Origin of the sequence: Nodosilinea nodulosa PCC 7104 (assembly GCF_000309385.1) — a bacterium.
GTDB classification, from domain to species: Bacteria; Cyanobacteriota; Cyanobacteriia; order Phormidesmidales; family Phormidesmidaceae; genus Nodosilinea; species Nodosilinea nodulosa.
The window spans coordinates 1,104,979-1,131,884 of the sequence record NZ_JH976537.1 but is presented as its reverse complement, the minus strand read 5'-3'; the positions used below and the strand labels follow the sequence as shown (position 1 = coordinate 1,131,884).

At 56.8% G+C, this 26,906-nt stretch carries 20 protein-coding genes; 14 read left to right on the top strand and 6 right to left on the bottom strand.

Annotated elements, in window-relative coordinates:
- Nucleotides 1-9: 9 nt before the first annotated feature.
- The 4 genes from hpsO (at nucleotide 10) to LEPTO7104_RS0104870 (ending at nucleotide 3,850) form a co-directional block, all read left to right on the top strand.
- Nucleotides 10-1,218, top strand: a complete 1,209-nt coding sequence (gene hpsO / locus LEPTO7104_RS0104885; protein WP_017297432.1) for a hormogonium polysaccharide biosynthesis glycosyltransferase HpsO — start codon at nucleotides 10-12, stop codon at nucleotides 1,216-1,218.
- Nucleotides 1,196-2,203: an endonuclease/exonuclease/phosphatase family protein gene (locus LEPTO7104_RS0104880; protein WP_155523522.1), complete on the top strand. Its 1,008-nt coding sequence runs from the start codon at nucleotides 1,196-1,198 to the stop codon at nucleotides 2,201-2,203. Before hpsO ends, LEPTO7104_RS0104880 begins: the two co-directional genes overlap by 23 nt.
- A gap of 34 nt (nucleotides 2,204-2,237) precedes the next feature.
- The gene (gene hpsP / locus LEPTO7104_RS0104875; protein WP_040695290.1) at nucleotides 2,238-3,434 is read left to right on the top strand and encodes a hormogonium polysaccharide biosynthesis glycosyltransferase HpsP; all 1,197 of its coding nucleotides are present in this window, start codon (nucleotides 2,238-2,240) and stop codon (nucleotides 3,432-3,434) included.
- 173 nt (nucleotides 3,435-3,607) lie between these two features.
- The gene (locus tag LEPTO7104_RS0104870) at nucleotides 3,608-3,850 is read left to right on the top strand and encodes a DUF6761 family protein (protein ID WP_017297429.1); all 243 of its coding nucleotides are present in this window, start codon (nucleotides 3,608-3,610) and stop codon (nucleotides 3,848-3,850) included.
- A gap of 210 nt (nucleotides 3,851-4,060) precedes the next feature.
- Here the strand turns inward: LEPTO7104_RS0104870 and psbC are convergent, their stop codons facing one another.
- Nucleotides 4,061-5,443, bottom strand: coding sequence for a photosystem II reaction center protein CP43 (gene psbC / locus LEPTO7104_RS0104865; RefSeq protein WP_026072381.1), 1,383 nt, complete (start codon nucleotides 5,441-5,443; stop codon nucleotides 4,061-4,063).
- Nucleotides 5,427-6,485, bottom strand: a complete 1,059-nt coding sequence (gene psbD, locus LEPTO7104_RS0104860) for a photosystem II D2 protein (photosystem q(a) protein) (RefSeq protein WP_026072380.1) — start codon at nucleotides 6,483-6,485, stop codon at nucleotides 5,427-5,429. Before psbD ends, psbC begins: the two co-directional genes overlap by 17 nt.
- A gap of 568 nt (nucleotides 6,486-7,053) precedes the next feature.
- On the opposite strand from psbD, the gene LEPTO7104_RS0104855 reads away from it, so the two are divergent.
- From LEPTO7104_RS0104855 to LEPTO7104_RS0104830, 5 genes are all read left to right on the top strand, one after another.
- Nucleotides 7,054-7,620 carry a photosystem I assembly protein Ycf4 gene (locus LEPTO7104_RS0104855; RefSeq protein ID WP_017297426.1) on the top strand — a complete coding sequence of 189 codons (567 nt, stop codon included), beginning with the start codon at nucleotides 7,054-7,056 and terminating at the stop codon, nucleotides 7,618-7,620.
- Nucleotides 7,621-7,737: 117 nt separating this feature from the next.
- A complete protein-coding gene (locus LEPTO7104_RS0104850) occupies nucleotides 7,738-8,469 on the top strand; it encodes a peptidylprolyl isomerase (RefSeq protein WP_017297425.1) in 732 nt (243 codons plus the stop codon).
- Nucleotides 8,470-8,472: 3 nt separating this feature from the next.
- Entirely contained in the window at nucleotides 8,473-9,612 is a 1,140-nt protein-coding gene (locus tag LEPTO7104_RS0104845) for a beta-ketoacyl-ACP synthase (protein ID WP_071527187.1), read from the top strand.
- Nucleotides 9,613-9,756: 144 nt separating this feature from the next.
- Nucleotides 9,757-11,331, top strand: a complete 1,575-nt coding sequence (locus LEPTO7104_RS0104840) for a TolC family protein (protein WP_196358090.1) — start codon at nucleotides 9,757-9,759, stop codon at nucleotides 11,329-11,331.
- Nucleotides 11,332-11,913: 582 nt separating this feature from the next.
- On the top strand, nucleotides 11,914-14,529 hold the full coding sequence (locus LEPTO7104_RS0104830; protein ID WP_017297421.1) for a chloride channel protein: 2,616 nt from the start codon (nucleotides 11,914-11,916) through the stop codon (nucleotides 14,527-14,529).
- Between the two features lie 144 nt (nucleotides 14,530-14,673).
- On the opposite strand, the gene LEPTO7104_RS0104825 is transcribed toward LEPTO7104_RS0104830, so the two are convergent.
- From LEPTO7104_RS0104825 to LEPTO7104_RS0104810, 4 genes are all read right to left on the bottom strand, one after another.
- Nucleotides 14,674-15,315: a PTPA-CTERM sorting domain-containing protein gene (locus tag LEPTO7104_RS0104825; protein ID WP_155523521.1), complete on the bottom strand. Its 642-nt coding sequence runs from the start codon at nucleotides 15,313-15,315 to the stop codon at nucleotides 14,674-14,676.
- Between the two features lie 776 nt (nucleotides 15,316-16,091).
- Entirely contained in the window at nucleotides 16,092-16,721 is a 630-nt protein-coding gene (locus LEPTO7104_RS0104820; RefSeq protein WP_017297419.1) for a PTPA-CTERM sorting domain-containing protein, read from the bottom strand.
- Nucleotides 16,722-16,953: 232 nt separating this feature from the next.
- On the bottom strand, nucleotides 16,954-19,164 hold the full coding sequence (locus LEPTO7104_RS0104815; RefSeq protein WP_083887004.1) for a GumC family protein: 2,211 nt from the start codon (nucleotides 19,162-19,164) through the stop codon (nucleotides 16,954-16,956).
- A gap of 112 nt (nucleotides 19,165-19,276) precedes the next feature.
- Nucleotides 19,277-20,740 carry a polysaccharide biosynthesis/export family protein gene (locus tag LEPTO7104_RS0104810; protein ID WP_017297417.1) on the bottom strand — a complete coding sequence of 488 codons (1,464 nt, stop codon included), beginning with the start codon at nucleotides 20,738-20,740 and terminating at the stop codon, nucleotides 19,277-19,279.
- A 643-nt stretch (nucleotides 20,741-21,383) separates the two neighbouring features.
- Between LEPTO7104_RS0104810 and LEPTO7104_RS0104805 the strand changes: the two genes are divergently transcribed.
- The 5 genes from LEPTO7104_RS0104805 (at nucleotide 21,384) to cysC (ending at nucleotide 26,894) form a co-directional block, all read left to right on the top strand.
- Nucleotides 21,384-22,187, top strand: coding sequence for a WecB/TagA/CpsF family glycosyltransferase (locus LEPTO7104_RS0104805; protein ID WP_017297416.1), 804 nt, complete (start codon nucleotides 21,384-21,386; stop codon nucleotides 22,185-22,187).
- Nucleotides 22,188-22,487: 300 nt separating this feature from the next.
- Entirely contained in the window at nucleotides 22,488-22,934 is a 447-nt protein-coding gene (locus LEPTO7104_RS0104800; protein ID WP_225886926.1) for a hypothetical protein, read from the top strand.
- A gap of 220 nt (nucleotides 22,935-23,154) precedes the next feature.
- Complete coding sequence (gmd, locus tag LEPTO7104_RS0104795; protein ID WP_017297414.1) at nucleotides 23,155-24,240, top strand: GDP-mannose 4,6-dehydratase; 1,086 nt, start codon at nucleotides 23,155-23,157, stop codon at nucleotides 24,238-24,240.
- A 729-nt stretch (nucleotides 24,241-24,969) separates the two neighbouring features.
- The gene (gene sat / locus LEPTO7104_RS0104790; protein WP_017297413.1) at nucleotides 24,970-26,145 is read left to right on the top strand and encodes a sulfate adenylyltransferase; all 1,176 of its coding nucleotides are present in this window, start codon (nucleotides 24,970-24,972) and stop codon (nucleotides 26,143-26,145) included.
- Nucleotides 26,146-26,342: 197 nt separating this feature from the next.
- On the top strand, nucleotides 26,343-26,894 hold the full coding sequence (gene cysC, locus LEPTO7104_RS0104785; RefSeq protein ID WP_017297412.1) for an adenylyl-sulfate kinase: 552 nt from the start codon (nucleotides 26,343-26,345) through the stop codon (nucleotides 26,892-26,894).
- Nucleotides 26,895-26,906 lie beyond the last annotated feature (12 nt).

Sequence of the window (26,906 nt, the reverse complement as noted above, 5' to 3'; positions counted from 1 at the left end):
GCCGCTGCCATGCGCGTGCTTGTGCTCAGCCACACCTATATTGTTGACCTCAACCGCGAAAAGCTGCGCGCCCTGGCCCAGCTTTCGCCCGATATGGAGGTAGTGGTGGGAGTGCCTCGGTGCTGGCAGCCTGGCGGCGTGCAAAACCGGCTGATCGTCTCAGAGCCCCTGGTGGAGGGCAGCTTTCGGGTGCAGCCCATCAGCAACCTGAGCCAAAACAACCAGGGCTTGCTCACCTTTGGCCCCGACCTAGTGCAGCTACTGCGGCAGTTCCGGCCCCAGGTGATTCAGGTGGAGCAGGGGTCTAGAGCCCTGGCTTACGCCCAGACTATTACCCTCAACCGTCTGCTGGGGCTAAAGGCCAAAAATGTCTTTTTTACCTGGTGGAATCTGCCCTACCGGCTCAAGTTCCCCATTTCAGCCCTGGAGGCCTACAACCTGCGCCACAGCCACGGGCTGGTGGTGGGCAACCAGGATGGAGCTGATGTTTTGCGCGATCGCGGCTACACCGCTCCCTACCAGGTGATGCCCCAGCTCGGCGTCGATGAAACTCTCTTTCGCCCTCAGCCTCAGCCAGAGCTGGCCCAATGTCTCGATATTCCCGCCGATGCCTTTGTGGTGGGCTACTGCGGGCGGTTTGTTGAAGAGAAAGGACTGCTCACCCTCTGCGATGCCCTGGCGACGCTGCGCGATCGCCCCCAACCCTGGGTGTGGCTGCTGGTGGGCCGGGGCGAGCTGCAGGGCACGATTCAGGCTAGGGCCGATGGGGCGGGTATCGGCGATCGCCTGCGCTGGGTCACCGACATTCCCCACCACCAGGTGCCCAACTACATCAACCTGATGCACAGCCTGGTGCTGCCATCGGAGACCACCGATAGATTCAAAACCCTCACCGCCAAGGGCTGGAAAGAGCAGTTTGGCCATGTGCTGATCGAAGCCATGGCCTGCGCCGTCCCCGTCATCGGCTCCGACTCCGGCGAAATTCCCAACGTGATTGATCAGGCGGGCCTTGTTTTTCCCGAGGGCAACGTTTCGGCCCTGGCCGACCACCTGCGCCTGCTGATGGAGAATCTCACTCGTCGCCGGGAGCTAGCTGAGGCGGGCTACCACCGCGCTATGAGTCGCTACACCAACCGGGCGCTGGCGAAGCAGCTCCTCGGGTTTTATGAGGAACTAGGCGTAGGTAGGTCAGGTAGTGAGAAATCGGCTGAGGGCTAATTTTCAACACCTAGTTAACCGTCTGGGCTGGCTTTATCTTGGCCTAATCACGGTTTGGTTTGGCTTGCGGCTAGTTTTCTTTGACCAGCTCTGGTGGCTGGCGCTGCTGAATACAGCTGCATTTTACTTATTTGTGCCCCTTGCCTTACTGCTTCCCGTCAGCATCTGGCTACGTCAGCGGCACTTGATGATCGGGCTGGCAATTCCCATCGCCATAGTTGTAGGACTTTTTAGCCAAGTAATCTTGCCACCCTTTTCCAGGCCAGAGCTAGTCCCCCAAAGTGCTTTCACCGTGATGAGCTTCAATATTCTATGGGACAACCAAAATTATGCTCAAATAGCCCAGGCCATTCACAGAACTAATCCCGATATTGTTGGCTTGCAGGAAGTTCTCCCGGCCAACAAGGCTGCATTGACCAAGGCTCTTTCCGACTACCCATATTCCGCCTTCCACCAGTCAGATGAAGATCATACGGTCGGAATCGTGAGTCGTTTCCCGATTGTTTCTATGGTGGCACTGCCCGATCCACCGGTTGAACGAGGCCTTCAGCTGGTTATCGACGTGAACGGAAAGCTGCTGACGGCAATCGTTGTGCATTTAGCCCCCAACAACATGCCCCTGTTTCCCCTGGGCGAATTTGTCAAGCAGACCAGAGACCGGTATACCCGCCGTGCCGATGAAGTAGAACTGCTCAAGCAAATGCTTCAGAACCGTAGTCACCCGACTGTTGTCGCGTGCGACTGCAACATGACGGATACCTCCCAAACCTATGCCCAACTGCAAGGCGTTCTCTCCGATAGCTTTCGGGAAGCTGGATGGGGATTGGGCCATACCTTAACCGTCAAATCTGTGCCATTTCCTATTCAAAGGGTTGATTACCTATGGCACACCGCTGACCTGCAATCCGTGAATGCCTACGTCGGCAGCGATGGAGGCTCGGACCATCGGCCTATGATTGCAAAAATGCAGTTTGTTCAGAATTAAACTTCACCCAAGTACTTCTTCACCCACTGCCCAAATGCGCGTCCTCCAAATCGTCCCTTCTATATCCCTCGTCTACGGTGGTCCTAGCCAGATGGTGCGGGGGTTTGCCCAGGGGTTGGCAGCGGCGGGGGCCGAGGTGACGATTCTCACGACCAATTCGAACGGCGATGCGGGGCAACCACCCCTGGATGTACCGCTGGGAGTTCCAGTGAAGGAAGACGACTACACGGTGCGCTATTTTGCCTGTGCTCCCTGGCGGCGGTACAAGTTTTCGGCGGGGCTGCTGGGGTGGCTTTATCAGCACGGTCGGGAATACGACCTGGCCCACATTCACGCGCTGTTTTCGCCCCTGAGTACGGCGGCGGCGGCGATCGCGCGATCGCGCCACCTACCCTATGTGCTGCGGCCCCTGGGCACCCTCGACCCGGCAGATCTACAGAAAAAAAAGTACCTCAAGCAGGTCTACGGACGGTTATTAGAGGCACCCAACCTAAATGGGGCAGCGGCGCTGCACTTTACCAGCCCCATCGAAGCAGAGGTATCCCATCGGTTTGGGGCTACGGCACCGGATTGGGTGATTCCCCTGGGGGTTCAGCCGCCGCCTCAGATAGCTGATGCCGATCGCCAGACGATCCTGGCTCAGCTGGGAATTCCGTCCGATCGCCCCCTCCTGCTCTACCTCTCCCGCATTGATCCCAAAAAGGGTTTGGACCTGCTGCTGCCCGCCCTGGAGCAGCTCACCGCTGAGGGGCTGGATTTTCACCTGGTGCTGGCGGGGGGCAACCCCCAGGATCCGGCCTACGAGAAGGGCGTTGTCCAGCGCATCGAGGCGGGTTGGCTGCGCGATCGCACCTCACTCCCCGGGTTTGTCACCGGCCCCACCAAAGCCGCGCTGCTGCAATCGGCCGATTTATTTGTGCTGCCTTCCCACTACGAAAACTTCGGCATCGCTGTGGCCGAAGCGATGGCCGCCGGAGTGCCAGTAGTCGTGTCTAAGGGCGTTTACATCTGGCCCGATATTGCAGCCAGCGGCAGCGGTTGGGTCTGCGGACTGACCGTAGCGGAGCTGGCCCAGGGAATGGCAGCCGCGATAAGCAATCCTAATGAACGGCAGCGGCGGGGGCAGCAGGCCCAGGCCCATGCGCGGGAACACTATAACTGGGATGCGATCGCGCAGAAAACCCTAGTAGCCTACGACACCGTGCTGACCCCAGCTATAGCTCAGTGCTAGCTGAATTGACAATAGTGTCATAATCCACACCTACAGCCGATCAGGAAACGGTGTATAAAGATACGTATAACGGTACGTTAAGAGACCGATTAAATTTTTCACTCTTTAGTGGAAAATTTAAACCTAGAGCGAGATCTACCCCTAGCCACCGCCGAGTTACAGGTCAACCTCCCATGCTTCAGGATGCCAAAGCTGTTCGGTACTACCAGCGGATTACCGACGCCTTCGTCGACCAGTGGAACCGAGGCTATCGCACCAGCGAACTGCGCCTTTACCTTGAAGGCTACCTAGCGGCCCTCCGTCACTCCGACTCCCTAGAGCCCTACTGGGTCAACCGGCTCGAAGAAGACAGCATTCGCTACCTCAATGACCCTTCCAATTTCGTCATGCCCATGCCTGAGCCCGAGATTTACTAGCTTTAATCACAATCGGCACAGCGACGCTAGAGACTGCAATGCCGTACTGCCTCTAGTCTCTCAGCTTTAGCGCGGCGCTGTTAAAAACATCACTAGTGCAGGATTTGAGACAGGAACCGCTCAATCCGCAAACCCTTGAAATCATCAAAAGAGGCTCCTGACGTAGGTCAGGAGCCTCTTTTAGTTAGCCCCTTTGAGCAAGCCTCAACCTTAGTCGAGGTCGCTCATAGCGAGCACGGGTTCAGCTTCGCGATCGATGCCTTTCTCGAAGCCTGCCTCAGCCGCGCGGGCGCGACCAGCATGCCAGAGGTGGCCGATCAGGAAGAAGAAGCCCAGCACAAAGTGAGAGGTCGACAACCACTGGCGGGGGTTCACAAAGTTCACCGAGTTAATTTCGGTGATCACACCACCCACCGAGTTGATGGAGGCGTTGGGCGCGTGAGTCATGTACTCAGCGGCGCGGCGCACCTGCCAATCCTGGATGTCGTTGGTGAGCTTATCGAGGTCGAGGCCGTTGGGGCCACGCAGGGGCTCCAGCCATGGGCCTTGGAAGTCCCAGAAGCGCATAGTCTCACCACCAAAGATGATCTCACCCGTAGGAGAGCGCATCAGGTACTTACCCAGACCGGTAGGACCTTGGGCCGCACCGATGTTGGCACCCAGGCGCATGTCGCGCACTAGGAAGGTCATCGCCTGAGCCTGAGAAGACTCGGCGTTGGTAGGGCCGTAGAACTCGGAGGGGTAGGCGGTGTTGTTAAACCACACGTAGCAGGAGGCAATGAAGCCCATCAGGGACAGAGCGCCTAGGCTGTAGGACAGATAGGCCTCACCCGACCAGATCAGAGCGCGGCGCGCCCAGCCAAAAGGCTTGGTCAAGATGTGGAAAATACCGCCACCGATGCAGATCAGGCCGACCCAGATGTGGCCACCGATGATGTCTTCCATGTTGTTGACGCCGACAATCCAGCCGTCGCCACCGAAGGGAGAACCGGCCAGGTAGCCAAAGATGACGGCAGGGTTGAGGGTCGGGTTGGTGATGATGCGCACATCGCCACCGCCCGGTGCCCAGGTGTCGTACACGCCGCCAAAAACGCAGGCTTTCAGCACCAGCAGCAGCGCACCACAACCCAGCAGGATCAGGTGATAGCCGATGATGTTGGTCATCTGGTTCTTGTCTTTCCAGTCGTAGCCGAAGAAGGATGAATACTCCTCCAGCACTTCGGGACCGCGCAGGGCGTGGTAAATACCGCCCAAACCCAGCACCGCCGACGAAATCAGGTGCAGTACGCCGACCACAAAGTAGGGAAAGGTGTTGATAACTTCACCACCAGGCCCTACACCCCAGCCCAGCGTAGCCAGGTGGGGGAGCAGAATAAAGCCCTGCTCATAGAGAGGCTTATCGGGAATAAAGTGAGCTACTTCGAACAGGGTCATAGCCCCTGCCCAGAACACAATCAGACCAGCGTGGGCCACGTGGGCACCCAGCAGCTTGCCAGATAGGTTAATCAAACGAGCGTTACCAGACCACCAGGCAAAGCCGGTAGATTCTTGGTCGCGCCCAGCAATATACGAGTTGCTAGAGAGCGTTACCACGGGGGAGTACCTCTTCGGGGAATACAAACTTCTCATGGGGCTGGTCGGTGGGGGCCATCCAGGCGCGAATGCCTTCGTTCAGCAAGATGTTCTTGGTGTAGAAGGTCTCAAACTCGGGGTCTTCCGCCGCCCGAATCTCCTGGGACACAAAGTCGTAAGCCCGCAGGTTCAACCCTAGACCCACAATGCCCACCGCACTCATCCACAGACCCGTCACCGGCACAAACAGCATGAAGAAGTGCAGCCAGCGCTTGTTGGAGAACGCAATCCCGAAAATCTGAGACCAGAATCGGTTTGCGGTCACCATCGAATAGGTCTCTTCAGCCTGGGTCGGCTCGAAAGCGCGGAAGGTGTTGGCGTTCTCGCCATCTTTGAACAGGGTGTTTTCAACGGTGGCCCCGTGGATGGCGCACAGCAGCGCCCCACCCAGCACGCCCGCTACCCCCATCATGTGAAAGGGGTTCAGCGTCCAGTTGTGGAAGCCCTGCAAAAACAGCAGGAAGCGGAAAATGGCCGCTACGCCAAAGCTGGGGGCAAAAAACCAGCTCGACTGGCCCAGGGGGTACATCAGAAAGACGCTGACGAATACCGCGATTGGCGCCGAGAAGGCGATGGCGTTGTAGGGCCGCAGACCGACCAGGCGGGCGACTTCAAACTGACGCAGCATAAAGCCAATCAGGCCGAACACGCCGTGCAGCGCCACAAAGGTCCACAGGCCGCCCAGTTGGCACCAGCGCACAAAATCGCCCTGGGCCTCGGGACCCCACAGCAGCAGCAGGGAGTGGCCCAGGCTGTTGGCTGGCGTCGATACGGCGACGGTTAAAAAGTTGGCCCCTTCCAGGTACGACGACGCCAGGCCGTGGGTGTACCAGGAGGTGACGAAGGTGGTGCCCGTCAGCCAACCCCCCACCGCCAGAAAGGCGCAGGGAAACAGCAAAATCCCGGACCACCCGATAAACACAAAGCGATCGCGCTTTAGCCAGTCGTCAAGGACGTCGAACCATCCTCGCTGGGTTTGCGCGCGTCCCATTGCTATGGTCATGTCAAATCCTCTTTATATGACATCCGATCCATAAGGTCGCAACTCTGTTGGATCCAGCTTGATTCTAAATTTGAACCGAGTCTGGCAGAGCGTTGCCTCAGAGCAGGGGTTTATATCTACTAAGTATTCCAGATATTAGAGCCACGGAAAAAAATATTCCTGCCCTAATAACGACAACCCTGCCTGAGTCGCACTAGCTGACCTCCGAAGCAGGCTCCGAGAGGCCAGGTTTCTATTTATGATAAGGAGTGTTCTAATTTTTTACAATCTGACACGTAAATTCTCAGACTGGCGATCGCGGCTACAGACCGGCGGCCAAGGTGCGAGCGTTGTGGTTTCGCGGGGGCCGATGGGGTTTAGACTAGGTCTAGCCGATGTCTGCGCCTGCGGCGGGCTCGATACAAATGCATGAATCCGATGCACGGACCCTATCGATCGTCTGGCGATCGCCAAGCTATTGTCTGGCAATTGCCTGGGTCGGCGGCACGGCTACCCCCTGGGTTTCTCTGCCTGGCGTTTTTTGTCAGCTTTTTTAAACACCTTTTCAATGCGTCTTCCGTTAACAGCTATGACCGCCTCCATCTCTTCGACTCAACCTCAGACTCTCAAGCGTGCCGTCCTGGGGGCCCGCCGCCTGAGCAATATTTTCTGGGCTACGGTACTCACCTTTGGAGGACTGGGCTTTGCCCTGGCTGGAGCCTCAAGCTACCTGAAAACCAATCTACTGCCCTTCGCCGATCCAACCCAGCTGGTGTTTATTCCCCAGGGCGTTGCCATGAGCTTTTATGGGGTAGCGGCCCTGGGTCTGGCCACTTTCCTTTGGGTGATCATTGGCCTGGATGTTGGCGGTGGCTACAACCAATTTGACAAGGCCAGCAACCGCTTGAAAATTGTGCGAAAAGGATTCTGGGGCGAAAACCGTCAGATTGAAATTGAGCATCCCTTGGAGGATGCAACGGCGGTACGGGTAGCCATTAAGGAAGGGCTGAACCCCAGGCGCACCCTCTACTTGCGGATTAAGGGGCGGCCCGATATTCCCTTGACCCGCGTGGGGCAGCCCATTCCGCTGTCTGACCTGGAAAATCAGGGGGCTGAGCTAGCGCGGTTTTTGCAGGTGCCGCTAGAAGGGCTTTAAGGGGGCATGCGTAACCAAGCCCAGACGGCCCGGCCACCGTCCTCGATTCGCGATCCGTTGAGATAAGATGATGGGTCGGTTGCTCTATTAGGACTTGACGTATTGATGGCTCTCTCTATGCGCCCTTTTTCTCTGGCTCTGGCCGCTTTGCTGACTCTCTGGCTGGGCGCCTGCGCCAATTCTGCCAATTTGGATGCGAACTCTGGCAGCGCTCCCTCTGCGTCCACAGGATCGGAGTTGGCGGCTGCTCAGGCGGGCTTGCCCGTGCTGGAGGGAATGGCCACGGTGGAAATGGTGGTAAACGGCAGCCCGATTACCATGGAGATAGACGGCACCGATGCCCCGATTACCGCAGGTAATTTTGTCGATTTGGTGAACCGTGGCGTCTATGACGGTCTGGTGTTTCATCGAGTCGTGCGCGATCCTCAGCCCTTTGTGGTTCAGGGGGGTGATCCCCAGAGCAAAGACCCCAACGTACCGGCCCAGCAGCTCGGCACCGGCAGTTTTATTGACCCAGATACAGGCGCTCCCCGCTATGTGCCGCTGGAGATTAAGCCCGCTGGGGCGGCGGAGCCGATCTACAGCAAAACCTTTGAGGAAGCCAACATTAGCGCGGCTCCAGAGCTAACCCACAAGCGCGGCGCGGTGGCCATGGCGCGATCGCAGGCGGTGGACTCCGCCTCGGCGCAGTTTTACATCACCCTGGCGGAGCTGCCCTTTTTGGACGGCAGCTATGCGGTGTTTGGCTATGTGACCAGCGGCATGGATGTGGTGGATGCCATTCAGCAGGGCGATCGCATTGAGTCGGCGCGGGTGGTCTCGGGGCTGGAGAATCTCAAGACCCCGTAGACTGTGTCTCAGCCAGGCCACCCACGAGTTGTTGTTACCGGCATAGGGCTAGTGACGGCCCTGGGCACCAACGCCGCAGCCACCTGGGCCAGTCTGCTGGCGGGAAAATCGGGGATTTGCCTCGACCAACCGTTTGCTGAGCTGCCGCCTCGCCCCCTGGCCCTGGTGGGCAGTCGGCCCGCCGATCTGGAAGACCTGCTGCAATTGGCGGTAGCGGAGGCGATCGCCGATGCCGATCTCGCCCTGCCGCTGCCCGACTGCGGTGTTGTAATTGGCTCTAGCCGAAGCTTTCAGGGCCGTTGGGAGCACCTGGCGCGGGGCGCGTCTGGGGCAGAATATGCCTGGCTGGAGGCATTGCCTCACATGGGGGCGATCGCTGTCGCTCGCCAAATTCGCTCTACTGGGCCGGTGCTGGCACCGATGGCAGCCTGTACCACGGGGCTGACGGCAATCTTTCAAGGCTACGAGCTGGTGCGGCGGGGGCAGTGCGATCGCGTGATTGTCGGTGCCGCCGAAGTGCCGATCACCCCTCTCACCCTGGCGGGCTTTGAGCAACTGGGGGCGCTGGCCACCACCGGCTGCTATCCTTTTGATCCCAATCGAGAGGGGCTGGTGCTGGGGGAAGGGGCGGCGGTGCTGGTGCTGGAGTCGGAAGCGTCACTCCGGGAAAGAGCGGGGCCGCCACCCTACGGCTGCATTCTGGGGGCCGGGTTTAGCACCGATGCCTACCACCGCACCGCCCCAGACCCAGAGCTGAGGGGCAGCCGTTTGGCCCTGAAAAACTGCCTTTTGTACAGCGGCCTGAAGCCAGATCATGTGGGCTATATTCACGCCCACGGCACGGGGACGCGGCTCAACGATGACCACGAAGTGCGGCTGCTCCAGGAAGGATTTGCTCCGCTGCCGTGGATGAGTTCGACCAAGGGCGCGACCGGGCACACGCTGGGGGCTTCGGGGGCGATCGGGGCGGCCTTTTGCCTGCTGGCGCTGCGGCACGGGGTGCTGCCGCCGAATGTGGGCGATCGCGGTAAAGGTATTTATCCAAGGCTGGTGACTGAGGCGGTGGCCGCTGAGGCAACGGCAGCGCTGTGCCTGAGCTTTGGCTTTGGCGGCCAGAATGGGGTGCTGGCCCTGGGGCGGTAAATCTGAGCGAGAATTTAGGGGTTGTGGGGGCTGAAATCATCGGCTTCTGGCGGGGCGGAGTCGTTCGCGCTGCGTTTTTTCAAGGGAGAAAGCCAGCATAATCGAGAAACTCGCCTGTAGGAGCAATGCTTTATGGCTGAAAGCATGAGAATCCTGACTGTTCTGGTTTGTGAGGGATTGAGTGCGGGGTTTGCCCTCGGGCTAGTTGCCCTCTGTCCGCCAGCCTTGGCTGAATCCCTGCCGCTGGCAGCACCCCCAACAGCGGCGGAACCCGCTGTTCCAGAAGATTTGGGTGATTCAAAGGTCGTTAATCTGACCCTGCCGGATCTCCTCAACCTCACCCTGGCGGGCAACCGCGATCTGCGCAACCAGACCCTGGGGCGAATTGTGCAGCGCCAGCAGCTCGCCGCTGCCGAGCAGACCTTTAGCCCGCGCTTTACCCCTACCCTGCGGGTCGATGCCACCCGCAGCCAGTTCACCAGCATCGGCATAGACGAAAACCTGGGGTCGGTGCTGCTGGGGGGCGATCGCACCGACCTCAACCAGCAGCTCAGTCTAGATACCACCCTGACCACCCCCCTGGGCACCCGCTTTGAGCTGGGCCTCACCCCCTTTGAGAGCGGCCAATCGCTCCAGTTTCGGGTCAGTCAGCCGCTGCTGCGGGGCTTTGGCCGCGCGGTCAACGAGGCCCCCGTCAGTCAGGCTCGCCTGGGCGAAACCCGCAATCAGCTGGCCCTGCGCAGCACCGCGATCGATACGTTGACCACCGCTATTCTCAGCTACAACGACTTGATCAATGCCGAGGCCCAGGTAGACATTCAGACCCAGGCCTTGGGGCGGCGGCGGCAGCAGCTCGAAATTTTGCAGGCCCTGGTGCAGGCAGGGCGGCGCGCCCCCGTCGACCTGTACGACCCCGAGCGATCGCTGGCCGATGCCCAACGCAACCTGGTGGATGCCCGCAACCAGCTCGACCAGGCCAACAGCGCCCTGCTCAACCTGATCGGTACCGACCAAGACCTGCGCTTTGTGGCCTCGGTGAATGCGATCGCCCAGCTGTTTGAAGCCGCCGCCGCCCGGGTCGCCACCTACGATGCCGATACTCTGGTGGCCGCAGCCCTGACCCAGCGCACCGACTACCGGCAGGCCCAGCTTCAGCGGCAGCAGCAGGAGCTTGACCTGCTGGTAGCCCGAGACAACCTGCGCTGGCAGCTTAACGCCGTGGCCGATGGCACTTTGGGCGACAGCGATCGCAGCGCCGTCGGGCTGGTAGCCACCCGCACCTTTGGCGACCCCCAGCCCGAAACCAGCCGCGTCGCCAGCGACATCGCCCTACAGCAGCAAGACAACACCCTAGCCCAACTGCAAGACCAAATTCGCAACGATGTCACGGCCGGACTGAACGAGGCCAAGGCCAGCCTGCTCCAGGTCGATGCCGCCGAACGCGCCACCCTCAACGCCCGCCGCCAGCTCGAAGCTGCTCAGGAACAGTTTCGTCTGGGGCGAGGCGGCGTCACCCTCTTTCAGCTGATCAACCAGGAAGAATCGCTGGTAAACGCTCAGACCAACGAGCTAGCGGCTCGCATTACCTTCCTCAACAACGTTGCCCGCCTAGATCAAACCGTTGGCACCACGCTGGAGCGCTGGGCGGGGGAGGTTGAGCTGGGGGTAGAGTTGGGAGGGGGTGGGGGAGTGGGGGGTGATGAAGTGATGGGAAGGTAGGGAGGGTAGGGGAGATGGGGAGGGTGGGGGAGCATTTTTGGGAGTTCAGATTTTTGTGTAAGCCTGCTCAGTCTCCTCAGGTCCTGAGAACCTATAACTCCCCATCCCCCCATCCCCTCATCCCCCCATCTCCCCCTCCCCTAACCTCCAAAACCATCCCCCAGATAGACGGCCTGGCGAGCCGCTTACGTAAATATGCTTAGGTATAGCGTTTCCCTTACCGCCATGCTAGATGTGATCAGCTCCACCGTCAGACCCCTGCTGCTCGATGATCAGGTACTAGAGGCGGCCTACAGACTCTACATGACGGCGCCGCACGCTTCATCGCCTGCCATCAGCCTGAAACGGTTGTCCGAATTGACGGGGAAAACTCCGCTGAAATGTCGCAATGCGATCGTAGAGGCTAACGGTTTGGGACGTTTCCCTGACTGTGAGCTACATCCTTAGGGCTGGGCCAGGCCGAATAGAAAATCTGGGAAAACCAGCCGGTAGGTGAGAAAAGCCTGAGCAGCTACACTTTGAGTGAGGTGGCGATCGCCTGCGGCACCTAGCTCACTGTTCTTCCCTACCGTTTCATTCCTGATGCTGCAAAAACGCCTGGAGCCGTTGCTGAGCCGCAAGCGGGTCGCCATTGTTGAGGCGTGTGTCATTGGTCTAGTATCGGGGCTGGCGGCGGTGCTGCTCAAGCAGGGCGTAGAGTCCCTGACCCTGTGGCGCAACTCCAGCGACTGGCCGCTGTGGCTGGTATTGCCGACCATTGGGCTGGTAGGAGGCTGGCTTTCTGGAGTGCTGGTTGAACGGCTGGCCCCAGAGGCGGGAGGCAGCGGCATTCCCCAGGTAAAAGCGGCCCTGGGATTCGCCAAAATTCCGCTGAATCTGCGGGTGGCGCTGGTGAAGCTGGGCACAACGCTGCTGGCGCTAGGCTCGGGTCTCTCCCTGGGGCGGCAGGGGCCAACGGTGCAGATTGGGGCCGCCCTGGCCGCACAGCTCAGCCGCTGGGTGCCGACCTCACCGGAGTACCGACGGCAGCTGATTTCGGCGGGAGCGGCGGCAGGTCTGGCGGCGGGGTTTAACGCCCCCATTGCCGGGGTAATGTTTGTCGTCGAAGAACTGTTGCAGGACTTTTCTGACCTGACCCTGGGCAGCGCTATTTTGGCCTCGTTTATTGGGGCGGTGGTGTCGCGGCTGCTGGGCGGACAGGGGCTGAATCTGGCCATGGACTCCAGATCTATCAGTCTCTCGATCCACGACCTGCCTTTTTTGATGATTTTGGGGCTGGCGGCGGGGCTGCTGGGTTCGCTGTTTCGCAGCGGCATTTTTGGCAGTCTGGCCTTTTTTCGGCAGTTTAATAGGCTGGGGCTGCCGGGGCGCATTGGTTTGGCGGGGCTGGTGACGGGCCTGGTAGGGGTATTTGTGCCGGTGGCGGCGATCGATAACACCGGCCTGCAAGAGTTTTTGGTCACCGGGTCGGCGGGTTGGCAGCTGATTGCGATCGCCTTCGTGGTCAAATTTTTGCTCACCCTGTTGGCCTACGGCTCGGGGGCGTCGGGGGGTATTTTTGCGCCGTCGCTAGTGCTGGGGGCCGCACTGGGCTGCCTGGTCAGCTTTTTGGCCCAGGGGGTCTACAGCGGCTTTGGCGCCTGGCCCCTGCCCGAGGACCTGGCCACCACCACCACCTACGCCCTCACCGGCATGGGCGCGTTTTTTAGCGCGGTGACGGGGGTGCCCATGACCGCCATTGTCATCGTCTTTGAGATGACCGCCAATTTTAATCTGGTGCTGCCGCTGATGATTGGCTCGGGCATTGCCTACCTGATTTCCGATCGCGCCAACAACGGCTCTATCTACAATCGCCTGCTGGCCCTCCAGGGCATTCACCTGGAGCCGGTGCCCCAGGCCAACAACCCCTGGGCCCACCTGAAGGCCGCCGACCTGATGCAGCGCCGGGTCGAAACCCTCTCTAGCCAGATGGGGCTGCCCGAGGTGGTGCAGGCGTTTTCGCGATCGCACCACCGGGGCTTTCCGGTACTTGAGAATGGTCGCTTGGTGGGCATCGTCACCCAGAGCGACCTGAGTGAACCCTCGGCCCAGGGCATGGACCGCTACCTCACCCTGGCCGACATCATGACGCCCCACCCGGTTACCGTTGCCCCCGATGCCACCCTGCCTCGGGTGCTGCACCTGCTCAACTGCCTCAAGCTCAGCCGTCTGCCCGTCACCGAGGGCAACAAGCTGGTGGGCATCATCACCCGCGCCGACATTATTCGGGCCGAGTCGGACCAGGTCAGCGGCGAACTGGCCGAACTCGGCCCCCAGGCGGAGCCTTCCTACGTGGTGCTCCAGCAGCGCGCCCCCGCCACGGGCCAGGGGAGGCTGCTGGTGCCCCTGGCCGACCCCCGCACCGCGCCCGATTTAATTAAGATTGCCGCCGCGATCGCCCACGGCCTGCATTACGAACTCGAATGCGTCCATGTGGTATCGGTGCCCCGCAGCGTCGCCCCCGCCGAAGCCAACGTCGACCTGCACAGAGTCGAGCCGCTGCGCCAGCTTGCCCTGTCCTACGCCGACCACAGCGGTTTATCGGTGCATTTTCAGGTGCGAGCCGCCCACGAAATTGGCCGCACCCTGCTCGAAGTGATCAAAGAGCGCCACGTCGACCTGGTGCTGATGGGCTGGCACCACCCCAGCCTCACCCCCGGCCGCGCCATCAGCGGCGTAGTCGACACCCTCATTCGCCAGGCCCCCTGCCAGGTGGTCGTGGTTCGCCCCGGCCGCAACCTCACCTTTAACCACTGGCTGATTCCCACCGCAGGTGGCCCCAATGCTCAGAGCGCCCAAAAGCTGCTGCCCGGTCTGATCACCCTGGGCAACGCGCCCGAAATTCAGCTTTGCACTATCTGCCACCCCGAAAAAGGCGAGTGCCTCACCCCCCAGCACATCTCCGCCATGGCCGACGAATTAGAAACCACGCTGCGCCGGCCGGTCTATACCCAAATCCTCACCCACCCCTCGGTCTCTGCGGCCATTGTTGACATGGCCCGCCTGTGCTGTACCGATGCCATTCTGCTGGGAGCCTCCCGCGAAAATCTGCTCAGCCAGGTGATCAAGGGCAACGTGCCCCTGGAGATCGCGCAAAATACCGACATCACTGTGATTCTGCTGCGCCAGGTCGAGACTCAAAATCTAGAGGCAACTTAAGCTGTATCTGCCAAACCAACACAATGAAAAAGCCGCCTCAAAGGCGGCCCATATTCGACACAAATCACGCTAGTGATTTACGAGTATTCAACGAGACGACTAGCAAACCTTGTACGAAAGCTTGCAGAGTACTTCTGCATAAGCCTAGGAATCTGCTAGCTCATCCTCCTCTTGCTTGCGCCGCAGCGCAGCTACGCCTAGGCCGAGCAGGCCAGGAAGCAGCACAGGAGTCGGAATTTCTTCAGTCGTGATAGTAACCCCATAGGTACCTGAACCACCCGTCGCACCGGTAAAGGAAAGGGAACCTAATCCGCTCACTTCACCGCTGGTATTAAAAAACTTGCCGGTTAAGAAACCGAAGCCTCCTACAGACACGAGGTTGCCAAATTTTGTTCGGTCTCTGGTTAACGTTCCAGGGTCTAGAGCAAAGGTAAAACCGTTGCTCAACGTAAATAAGTTGGGAATAGCCCCAAAACTGTACAGTCCTGAGGTGGTAGTCCCCGAGCTAGGAAGGGCGCTCAAGAAATCAATTTTGAGTGACGACACCAGGGAGCTGATAGTTACTCCGCTAAAATCGCCGGTTCCAGTGGAACCAGAGGGTGCCCCAAAGTTAAAAGTATCAGAGGTAGGATTGACGCCAGTGTTAACCCCAGTCAAAAAGCCACCGAACGAAATACTACCATTGAGGGTAGCAGCATAGGCCTCCCCCGAGTCAAATACAGTAGCAACTGAACCCATTGCTGCTGCGCCCGCAACAGCTAGGCCAAATTTAGAAAGTGTTTTCATTGCTTTAAATCCTTAAGCAAGCTGTAGAGATTAGTTCAAACCAACTGCGGTAGATTTAGCTACGGTAGATGAAACAATCCCTAGTTCAATGAAATGGTGTATCAGGGATACCTGACCCAAGGGTGCAGGCAGCGATGCTCTTGGATGAAAAATGTGATGCACTGGGATAAATGCACGGGGCTCCTCGCTTTATTTCTTGGAGCCTTTTAGTTAGACGTTGCTAGGGCTGCAGAAGTGCCAAAGCGGATCAGACATCACCATAACCCTCTAGTTAATAGTGGTATCTGCACTTGCGGTAGACTTAGCCCTGATGCTCAAACACCCATTTACTGCGTAAAACTCTCCAGACTCTCCCGATACCTGGTCAAGGGACGTATGTAGCACCCACTCGTCTAGGCTAAGTGAGACGGGTAGTATTTGCTCAAATTTACAACCCCGAGCTACCTATCTTTACAGAAGCAACAGAATATATGAATCTTCTCTTTATGTGGAAACATTGCTATTCGATCGTTGGGGATTAATCTATGTGTCTCTGTATATAAAGGATAAACATCACTTCTTGTGCGAGATATGCAGGAATTGGGATTGTTGGGCTTGAGTTAGGTACGGACGCTCCCTTCATGCTAGCAGGATAGCTAATCCGCTTGGAGTATTTGGCTACTATTCATTAAAAAAAGCCACCTTTACAGATGGCTTGTATCGGAAGTTGCAAATTAAACAGGGGTTACGGTAAGTATAGGTTCTCAAAAGCCTAAACCACCGCATCTATTCAAAGACTAGGCGGTTTCTTCACCGGTTTCATCTTGCTTACGCCGCAGAGCTGCAATTCCTATGCCAAATAGGCCAGGCAGCAGGGCCGGAGTGGGCACAGGAACAGTAGAAACATTAACATCATCTAGAATGGCACCGATGTTATCTCCTCCTCCGTTAGAGAAACTGAGAGAAGCCAAGCTAGTCAGGCTAACTGAACGAGTAAAGGTGGTTAGTGGGTCAGCACTGGCTAGAGAAAACACCTCTGAGAAGTTGCCGAAGCTAACTGTTACCTGATTACTATTCCCCAGAACAGTAGATCCACCCAGCTTGAAGCTGAAGGTGTAATTGCCAGGCCCGAAGGCTTGTTTAGTAGTCAAAACGCCAGCATTCAATGTGCTGCCGTCCAAGTCCACGTACAGACCGTTGCCAGGGTAGAAGTCAAAGTTTCCGTTCACAGGAATTAGATCAACGGTGCCGTCTGTAACATTCCAATTGCTAAACCCAGCAAAATTTAGTACACCATCACCACCATTCTCAAAATCAAAATTGTCTGAGAAAATGGTGGCCGCTTGAGACGGCTGTACAATACCTAGAGAAAGCATGCCAGCGCCAGCAGCGACAATCGAAAGTCTAACTAAAGCAGAAATCCGCATGAATTCACTCCAAAAGAGGACGTATAAGTCGATAAAGCCCCCTGAGCTTGGAAGATGCTTAAGTGATTACATAATCACTCTTTCCCATTAGTTTGGCATTAGGCAAGCTTTGTTGATAGAACGCCTAAGCAAACAAAGCCCAAAACCCTAGATTCCATACTACGATACTCAAAATGCCAGAATATGACAATGCGGCATGGGTAGGACTACAATTATTTCATAATCTCCATGCTTAAACCGGCAGCAATGAAGGCTTAGAAGTGGCTTCTTTAGCAATTAGGCCAATTAATGGAATCTTAGCGATCCAGAGTTTTTCTAGCGCTTGCTCAAGCTGAATTGACTTCACGGTGCCCAGGTGAGAAACCAGGATTAAGCCGCTGGTTTCTGCCGACAACAGAGCGGCGTCGGCATACTCGGCAAACGGGGGTGAGTCGTAGATAACTAGGTCGAAATAGGATTCGGTTTTAGCGACGAACTGCGTCATTTTGACCGATGACAGAAGCCGCGCTGGATCAATTTCGGTCGTGCCTGTGGTCAGCACAAACAGGTTGGGCTCGGAAGGCGATCGCTTAATCACATTTTTCAAATCTAGCTCCCCCGCCAGGATATTGCTAAAGCCCTGGTCGTTGGGCAAGTCTAAAAAATCGTGCAGGTGCGGGAAACGCAAGTCTGCATCAATGAGCAATACCCGATTGCCCAGTTCAGCGGCGGCCCAGGCTAGATAAGCCGCCGTAGTCGAGTCAGCCAGTTGATTGTCTGCTGAGCTAATGACGAGCGACCGGAGTGGACGGTCAGCGTCAAGCCGCTGCAGATTGGCTACCAGCGATCGAAAGGCCTCTCGATAGGCAAAAATTTCATCCCTGGGAACAGCAGCATTCTTGACCCTTCTGCCATTGCCGTTACTGCCGTGAACAACTTCAGCCGAGGGGATGGTTTGGGGTTGATACAGGCCCAGCAAATACTGTTCGTCGTAGCCGCGATCGACCGCAGTGTTGTTGGGAATCAGGCCTAAGATCGGCACTGGCGTTATGCGTTTTAGATCCTTAGGCGTATAAAGCACATCCCGCTGTGATTCCAGCAGAAAGGCCAGCCCCGATCCGACCAGCAACCCGAGCAAAAAGCCTAGGATTAGACTATTTTGCAGGTTCGCCACCTGGGTTGTCACACTGGCGGGGTTGACTAACTCCCAGGGGAGTTCTCGCTGAGCCACTTCAACCTGAAGGTTTTCTCGCCTTACCAGCAGATCGCTGAGACTGTTGTTGGCCAGGGTTAGCTCCCGTTCTAAATCCGTAAACTGGCGGGTGATTGCAGCTAGGTCATTGACATCTACATCTAGAGACGCAAGGGTCTTCGAAAGAGCTGCTTCGCGGGTTTCTAACTGGTCGATGCGGCCCATGAGTTCCTCCTGGGCAACTTCTCCTTCGCGAGCCAGTAGTTTTAGCAGATTTTGCCGCTGCTCCTGTAAAACCTGCATATTGGGACTACTGTCTAGATAGAGAGTTGACTCGGACGCGATACGGCTATCTAGCGCCAAGAGACTTTCAACTAGGGCACCATAGCGACTGCTATCGCTCAAGGCAGGGGATGCCGCTGTATCTTGGGGTCGCTGAGTTAGCTCCTTTTGCAAATCTTCGTAGAGACCGACATTCTCTTCTAGCTGAACTATCGTATCTTGGTACTGCTTTTCAAAGCTGCTAATCTGGCCAGAAATATTGCCGCCCTGGGAGCTAGGGTCAATTATGTTATAGGTCTGGCGCAGGTTTTGTAGGTCGTCCTGCAAGCTGTCAACCCGCTTTTGGGCTTCAGGAATTTCATCATTTAAGAAATTTAGACCCAGCTGAAGATCCTGTTTGCGCGATGCCAGTCCATAGTCTAAAAAGGTTTTGGACAGCAGCGTAGCAATATACTGAACATCCTGCTCAGAACCGCCACTGTAGGTAGTTCTAAAAATTCTTGAATTCTTGCCTAGCTGAGTATTTACTCCCCCCTTCAACCGGTTGTAGCACTGTTGGTCGAGAGCTTCGTTACTCATCCCGGTCAGGGCTGCTTGATCTGGCGGAACGCAGCCAATCAAACCCTTTGCTCGCAGGTCATCAACGGCGGGCTTTAGCACGCCAGGACTAGTCAAAATTCTGATCCTGTCAGACAGAGGCAATTCAGTTTCTTTGCGGTTAATGGGCACATCTGACAGGGCTGAAATTACCTCAGCTTCAGCGCTGAGGGGCTGCACTAAAATGTCGAAGCCAGCGGAAAAGGTGGGTGGGCTGAGATAGGCCCTAACCCCAGCGGCGGCGGTTACCGTCACCGTTACCCCCGCAATGAGTAACGCTCGCCGCCCCAGCATAGAGAGCAAACTGCCAAAGTCTAACCCTCCCTCTTGTAAGGGTTCTACCGTTGGGGTCGGCGATGACAAGAGAGACGGTTGAAGGGTTTGAGCTTTCATCCCTGATTCCTAAGAATAAGTATTGGTGTGAACTCGGGTAGACGAGGCGTGTGCGTTGATAGTATCGGCTCGACAGTGAGCCAATTGAGCCGTCTGAGGCAGGGCCAAAGCATCAATTGAGCAAGTTAAATAACCGGAAGGGCGATCCTAAGATATACAGCAGGTTTGATAGGGGACTGGTAATGCTGCCAAGGGTGTCTGAGAAGTTGGCCAATCCCGAGGTGCCCACAATAATGATGTCGTTGTTCTGTAAAAGCGGGTTGTTTTCGGCGTTGATGCCCTGGGCAAAGTCGACGGAGATTTCCTGTTGGGTAACGCTGCCGTCGGGGTTGAGTCTGACCAGGCCAACGACGTCTTCCCGCGCTCGATTGTTGAATCCCCCGGCGGCCAAAATGCCCTGATTTAACGGCGTGTTGGGGGGAACGTTGACCAATCCTGAATTGCGCACTTCGCCAACCACGTTGATGCGGATGGAGTTGGGTGAAAAACTGGCTTCTGCCAGGCGGGTGGCCTCACCGGGGTCAACCGTTCCTGTCGCGGTCGGAATAAAGACTGTATCGCCTTCTTGCAGAATGGCGTTTTGTCTCAGGTCACCGGCCTGGAGCATCTCCCACAGGTCGACCTTAAACACTTCCTGGTTGCCGCTGCGGGTGGTACGGCGCACCTCAATTTGACGAATGTTGGCCTGGGGTTTGATGCCCCCGGCCACCTGAATGGCATCGGTCACTGTGGTTGGGCTGCCGGTAAAACCCTGCTCGCCGCCGGGTACCCCAGCGCTGCCGGTGCGGGTAGCGCCTCCTCGTAATAGGTAGGGACCGGGGCGGAACACTTCGCCTACAACGGCGACGTTGACGGGTTGGGCAGCATTGGACGACAGGTTGGAGGTGGCAATTAGAGGGCCTTCGTCGAGGGGAACCAGAGTAGACGGAATATAAATGCTGTCGCCGTCGCGCAGGTTGAGGTTTTGATTCGTGTCACCGGCGTTGACGAGCTGCCAGAGGTTGGCGGTCAGAACCTGGGTACGGCCATTTTGCTGTCGCCGAATCTGCACGTTGCGCAAGTCGGCACTCTGGGTGACGCCGCCCGCCGTTTCAAACAGCTGGGTCAGTTTGGGGTAGTCGGCTCCATCCATAGAGTAGGAGCCCGGTCGGTTAATCTCGCCAGCGATCGTAATTTCGACCGGGCGGCGGGTCAGTACGTTGAGGGTCACGATCGGGCGGCGCAGGGTCTGGGCATATCGATTGGAGATCAGGGCTGTGGCCTGATCGATGGTCAACCCTTCAACTACAACCGAGCCGATCATGGCCAGGTTGAGGGTACCGTCTACCTGAACGTCGTAGTCGCCGCTGTAGTCGGGTAGCTGAAAAAGATTGACGCGAACGCGATCGCCCTGCCCCAGCGTATAGGGTTCATTGATCGGTGGAGATGAGAGCACGGGCGCATTTTGGGCGGCGGCAGGTCGGGGGCGAGCAGCGTTAGTCAGGGGCGCCGATGCCTCTGGCCCCCCTGGCATGCGCTGGGCCATGGTAGGACTGGGCAGCAGGGCATCAAAACCCACCAGGGCTAATCCCAACATCAAGACCCATTGAGAACTATGGTTAAGTGGCCAAAGCCGTGGTATTGAGTAGATTGACATAGATGATATAACCGGTAAACTGCCCCAGGTCTCATTACTACTCCGCAGGCGTTAGGTAAAATCCGTAAGGTTTTAGCGGAACTCGGTAATTTCCTGGGGAGGTTTACCTAATTTCTGTATACCGGAGGGGTTTTGCTAAGCTAGCTTGAACCTGACTCAGGAGATTCTCTGTCCGTAGAGAAATATGTCATCCTTCTTTTCAAAGGTGCTACGATTTGCTAAAGCATCTACCTATTGACCTCAGGGCCATATTCTTCCAGGGTTTTTCCACGACAATTGTTTTACTGCTGGGTGACAGGTCATTTGTGTGGTTTGCGAACGAGTCTTTTGTTCGTAGAACGGACTCGACTGCGGGGCTGCGATCGCGTGCTGCGTGACCAAAGCTTTGAGGCCGTTAGCTAACCTGATCAAAATATTCAGCAATACGTGAACTTTTTTATATGAGCGACGTCATTAGCAAAGTCTTCGGTGTAGAAGCCAGCTAAGGCTTTCTAGAGCCGACCTCTACTCCTGAATAAATAACCATTACTGACAAATCCTACTGGGGCGTCTACCGCGTGCTGTCCTTTAAGCCCTTAGGATCATGTCAAACAAAACCAGTCTTGTTTGCGAGCAAATTCTTGGATTCTCGGTAGCTGCTAGTTCGTTCAACGATCAGATCAACCTAATCATGCAGTGGGGCCAGCAGCGCTTGGGCCGAATGGTGTGTGTCGCCAATGTACATATGCTGATGGAAGCCCGCTGGAGCCCCACCTTTGCCCGAGTGCTGTGGGGCGCCGACATGCTGACCCCAGACGGAATGCCCCTCGTCTGGACCTTAAACATGCTGCGCAAAAGTGCTCACGATCGCGTAGCTGGCATGTATATTTTGCGAGAAGTATGCCAGCGGGCCTCCGCAACGGGCATGGGAGTTTATTTTCTGGGCACAGATGATGACACCCTGGCCGGTATGCGGCAGCGCCTGAATCAAGAATTTCCCGATCTCGTCATTGCGGGCATGGAGCCACTGCCTTTCCGACCCCTGACCCCTGAAGAAGATCGTCACATTGTGCAGGCCATTAACGAGAGCCAGGCCGGAGTTGTCTTTGTGGCCCTAGGCTGCCCCAAACAAGAGATCTGGATGCACCAGCATCGGCACAGAATTCACGCCGTCATGGTCGGCATCGGCGGGGTATTTCCCATCTACGCCGGTATTAAAAAGCATGCCCCCCAGTGGATTCAAGACTCGGGGCTAGAGTGGTTCTACCGTTTATCCCAGGAGCCAGGTCGCCTGTGGAAGCGCTACTTCAGAACTATTCCGCCCTTTGTCTATCTCTCGGCCAAGCAGGTGGTCACCACTCGGGTCCACAGGCGGCTGAACCGAATGCTGGCTAGCCGCATGGGCTAAAGGGAGACATCAAAAATTAGGCCTGGGGGTGTACCTTTCGCCTGCGGCGCCTGAACTGCGATTGAAGAACCAAACGCGAGTCAAAACCACCATTGGATAAGCTGGCCTGGAGTTGTTTATGCCGCGTGCGCTCACAGCTGGCTCAAACTAACTTCCCGGCCCGTTCCCGGTGCTTTCGTCAGCGTCATGGTCAGGCCTCTATTGCTAATTCTGAGTTAAAACCTGCCGCCCTGGCGTATTTCGTCCCGATTGATGACAAACCGCTAGTAGCTAATAAAAAGCAAAGGCAAGGAACCTGTGATGATGCAAAGTCCTGGCACCCCACCCAAACGCTCCCGCAATCGCAATCGCTCTAAGCGGCGAACTATTCTTTGCCCGGTGCACCATGTCTACCTCGACAGCGTTAGCCAAAAATATCCGCTCTACGCCAGCAAGCCAGAACATTTGCAGGTTCGTGGATTTGGCCGCAAACGAGCCCTCACCCTGGTGGCTGGTCTGGGCACCGTCTCGATCGCAGGCGAATGGCTGGAGGCCTTTTGGTGCAGCCATTGCCAGACAACCTGCTGGTATCACGTCCACAAAATAAAGGCCAACCAGTACACCCTGAGCGTAGTTCCTGATGACCTTTGGTGGCAGGCCACAGGAGTCATTCTGCCCATGGGCAACCCCAGCGTAAGCGAGTTTACCCGGCGGCAGTCGAAACAGATCACCTTTGCCGGAGCTAAAGACTTTGGGCGCATTGGTTGACGGCTGTGGAGAGTCAGGAAAATGGCTCAGCTCGAAGACATAGCCACAGTCCCTTAGGGCAGGCCATCCAGAGACGTTCGAACATTTGAACGCTTTGAAGGGAAATGGCTTGACCAGACTGACTACAGCCATAAGACGGAAGCAACAACGAATACCCCTGCCCTCAATCTGCTTTCGATTACCTCATAACCGCTGTCGTTTATAAACCCAACTAACTTCTATGACTAATCCTAAAAAAGCTCTGATTACCGGCATTACTGGACAAGATGGCTCCTACCTGAGCGAACTGCTGCTAGAAAAAGGCTACGAAGTTCACGGCATTATTCGCCGCACTTCGACGATTAACACCGATCGCATTGACCACCTCTACGAAGACCCCCACAGCACCACCGCCCGGCTGTTTTTGCACTACGGCGACCTCACCGATGGCACTACCCTGCGCCGCATTCTCGAAGAGGTGCAGCCGGTTGAGATCTACAATCTGGGGGCACAGTCCCACGTTCGGGTCAGCTTTGACTCGCCTGAGTACACGGTGGATGCGGTAGGCATGGGCACCCTGCGCCTGCTGGAGGCGATTCGCGACTACCGGCAGCGCACCGGCATAGATGTGCGCTACTACCAGGCTGGGTCTTCGGAAATGTACGGCAAAGTGCAGCACGTACCCCAGAGCGAAGCCACCCCGTTCTACCCCCGCAGCCCCTACGCCTGCGCTAAGGTCTATGCCCACTGGCAAACCCTCAACTACCGCGAGTCGTACGGCATGTTTGCCTGCAACGGCATTTTGTTTAACCACGAGTCGCCGCGCCGGGGCGAAACCTTTGTCACCCGCAAAATTACTCGGGCCGTGGCCCGCATTGTGGCCGGGCAGCAGAGCAAAATCTACATGGGCAACCTCGACGCCAAGCGCGATTGGGGCTACGCCAAAGACTATGTCAAAGCTATGTGGCTCATGCTTCAGCAAGACGAACCCGACGACTATGTGGTGGCTACGGGCGAAACCCACGAAGTGCGGGAGTTTTTGGAGCTGGCCTTTGGCCATGTCAACCTCAACTGGCAAGACTACGTGGCTTTTGACGAGCGCTACCTGCGCCCGACCGAGGTTGACCTGCTGATTGGCGATCCTACCAAGGCCAAGGCCAAGCTGGGATGGGAGCCAGCGGTCAGTTTTGAAGAACTGGTGCACCTGATGGTTGAGGCCGACCTGCAAGCTCTGGGCTTGGTCACGCTCAATGGCCACGCCGCCACGAGTGTATTAGACCGAGCTACCCTGCGGGCCGGCAGTGGAGAGAGCCTGATGATTGGATAGTTGAGGTTTGCCCTATGCCTCAGCCTTCGACTTTCATTTTTGGGAGAGAGAACGCTGAAGAAGGGCCGCTCTCACCCAAATAAAATGTGGGGCTAGCCAGATGAGTGGGGAGTTTTAATTAAACGATGCGGTGGGGCGAACTTGACTAATTAACCCCAAGGGAAACGGGCTTAAAATGTTTGGTCTTGCTAAAGCAAGGAGCTGCTAAAAGGCATGATTAATGCCTTCCCATTGGCCAAAACAGGGGTGTAATTTACTAGATCGAGAAACACTGCCTATCAATCTGATTCTCCCAGATCATGTAGAAATCTTTAATGAATCTTGATTTGTTTCTGAACTCTGGGAAAAGTATGGATAAGCCCGGCAAGTTGTCCGGAAGGCCTGGCTTAACCTTGTAAAAGAAAGTAACAGCTCAAACGCTCTCTTTTTTCTGAGAGACTTTGACAGTCGCCCTAGAGCCTGATTTTGCATTCTAAATTCTCATCTAAAGGTCGTAGAGTCTTTGGCGAAGGCAGGCTAAGAATCGTTTCTGGGGTGATGCTTTGGGGCTTTATGACGAACCGATTTCCTGCAAAGCTCTACTGAATCTGGGCCAAATATAGCCTAAAATAGGGAGTTTTTTTGACCTAGATTTTTTGCCCTATGGCCGCAGAGATTTATCCTGAGAAGGTCCTGAAGATCCATGTTTTCTAAATTGTTGACTTAGATATAAAGGAGACTATTTTGAGCTTGTCTATATCTGCTATTGCCCCCCATGGCGGGCAGCTAATTAATCGCATTGCTACCGCCGAACAGCGTCAGACATTTATTGAAAAGGCCAACTATTTACCTCGGGTGCAGCTGGATGCGCGATCGCAGTCTGACCTGGAGATGATTGCGATCGGGGCCTTTAGTCCCCTGACCGGGTTTATGGGCCAGGCCGACTATATTGGCGTAGTCAACGACATGTACCTGACTAGCGGCCTGCCCTGGGCGATTCCGGTCACCCTGCCGGTTTCTCAGGCGGTGGCCGATGCCCTCACCGAGGGGGATCTGGTGCGGCTTGATGACACTAATGGTGAGTTCATTGGCGTGCTCGAACTGACCGAAAAGTACACCTATGACAAAACCCACGAGGCCATCCAGGTCTACCGCACCGACGATGCCAACCATCCGGGGGTGAAAGTGGTGTACGGCCAGGGCGAGGTCAACCTGGCCGGGCCAGTGTGGCTGCTAGAGCGCCAGCCCCACCCCCAGTTTCCCCAGTACCAGATTGACCCGGCGGCCTCGCGGGCCATGTTCGAGGCCAGGGGCTGGAAGACTATCGTCGGCTTCCAAACCCGCAACCCCATTCACCGCGCCCACGAGTACATTCAAAAATGTGCCCTGGAGACCGTGGACGGGCTGTTTTTGCATCCGCTGGTGGGGGCCACCAAGAGCGACGACATTCCCGCCGACGTGCGCATGCGCTGCTACGAAATTTTGCTGGAGAAGTACTTCCCCGAAGACCGGGTGATTTTGGCGATTAACCCGGCGGCCATGCGCTACGCCGGGCCTCGGGAAGCCATTTTCCACGCCCTGGTGCGCAAAAACTACGGCTGCACCCACTTTATCGTGGGCCGCGACCACGCCGGGGTCGGCGACTACTACGGCACCTACGACGCTCAGCACATCTTCGATGAGTTTAAGCCAGGGGAGCTGGGCATTGTGCCGATGAAGTTTGAGCACGCCTTCTACTGCACCCGCACCGAGCAAATGGCCACCAGCAAAACCAGCTCCAGCTCCCCGGAGGAGCGGGTACACCTGTCGGGCACCAAGGTGCGCGAAATGCTGCGCCGGGGCGAAATGCCGCCGCCGCAGTTCTCTCGCCCTGAGGTGGCGGCTGAGCTAGCCCGAGCCATGCAGGTACCCGCTGGGGTGAGCTAAGCACCCCTCGCCTGAGGCTGTAGGTTGAGTAGAGCGCTAGCGTTCGCAGAGCATCTCCAGAGGAGAAAACCCAACAAACCACCCTTTGTTGGGTTCCACGTTGTTTCACCCAACCTACTACTGACTTGGCTAACCCACCCCTACCCCTCCCAGGAGGGGACTTGTTATTTGATAGTTCCAATACTGTGAGAAGTCCTATGCAACGACGTGGCGTAACCGTATGGTTCACCGGGCTGAGCGGCGCGGGTAAAAGCACGATTACCGATGCCCTGGCCAAACAGCTCAAGGCAGAAGGCTACCCCCTCGAAGTTTTAGATGGCGACATTGTGCGCACCAACTTAACTAAAGGTCTGGGGTTTAGCCGGGAAGATCGCGATGAAAACATTCGCCGGATTGGCTTTGTCTCCCACCTGCTCACCCGCAACGGCGTGATTGTGCTGGTGTCGGCGATTTCGCCCTACCGCGACATTCGCGAAGAGGTGCGCGATCGCATTGGCGACTTCATTGAGGTGCACGTCAGCGCCCCGCTGGAGGTCTGCGAACAGCGCGATGTCAAGGGCCTCTACAAGCGGGCCAGGGCAGGAGAAATCAAAGGCTTTACCGGCATTGATGACCCCTACGAAGCGCCGTTGAACCCTGACATCAACTGCCAAACCCACCAGGAAACCCTGGAGGAAAGCGTGGCTAAGGTGATGGCGGCCTTGCAGCCCTACCTGCAAACCCACAAGCGGTTAGAAGCTCTGGTTTAGGGGTGACTACCG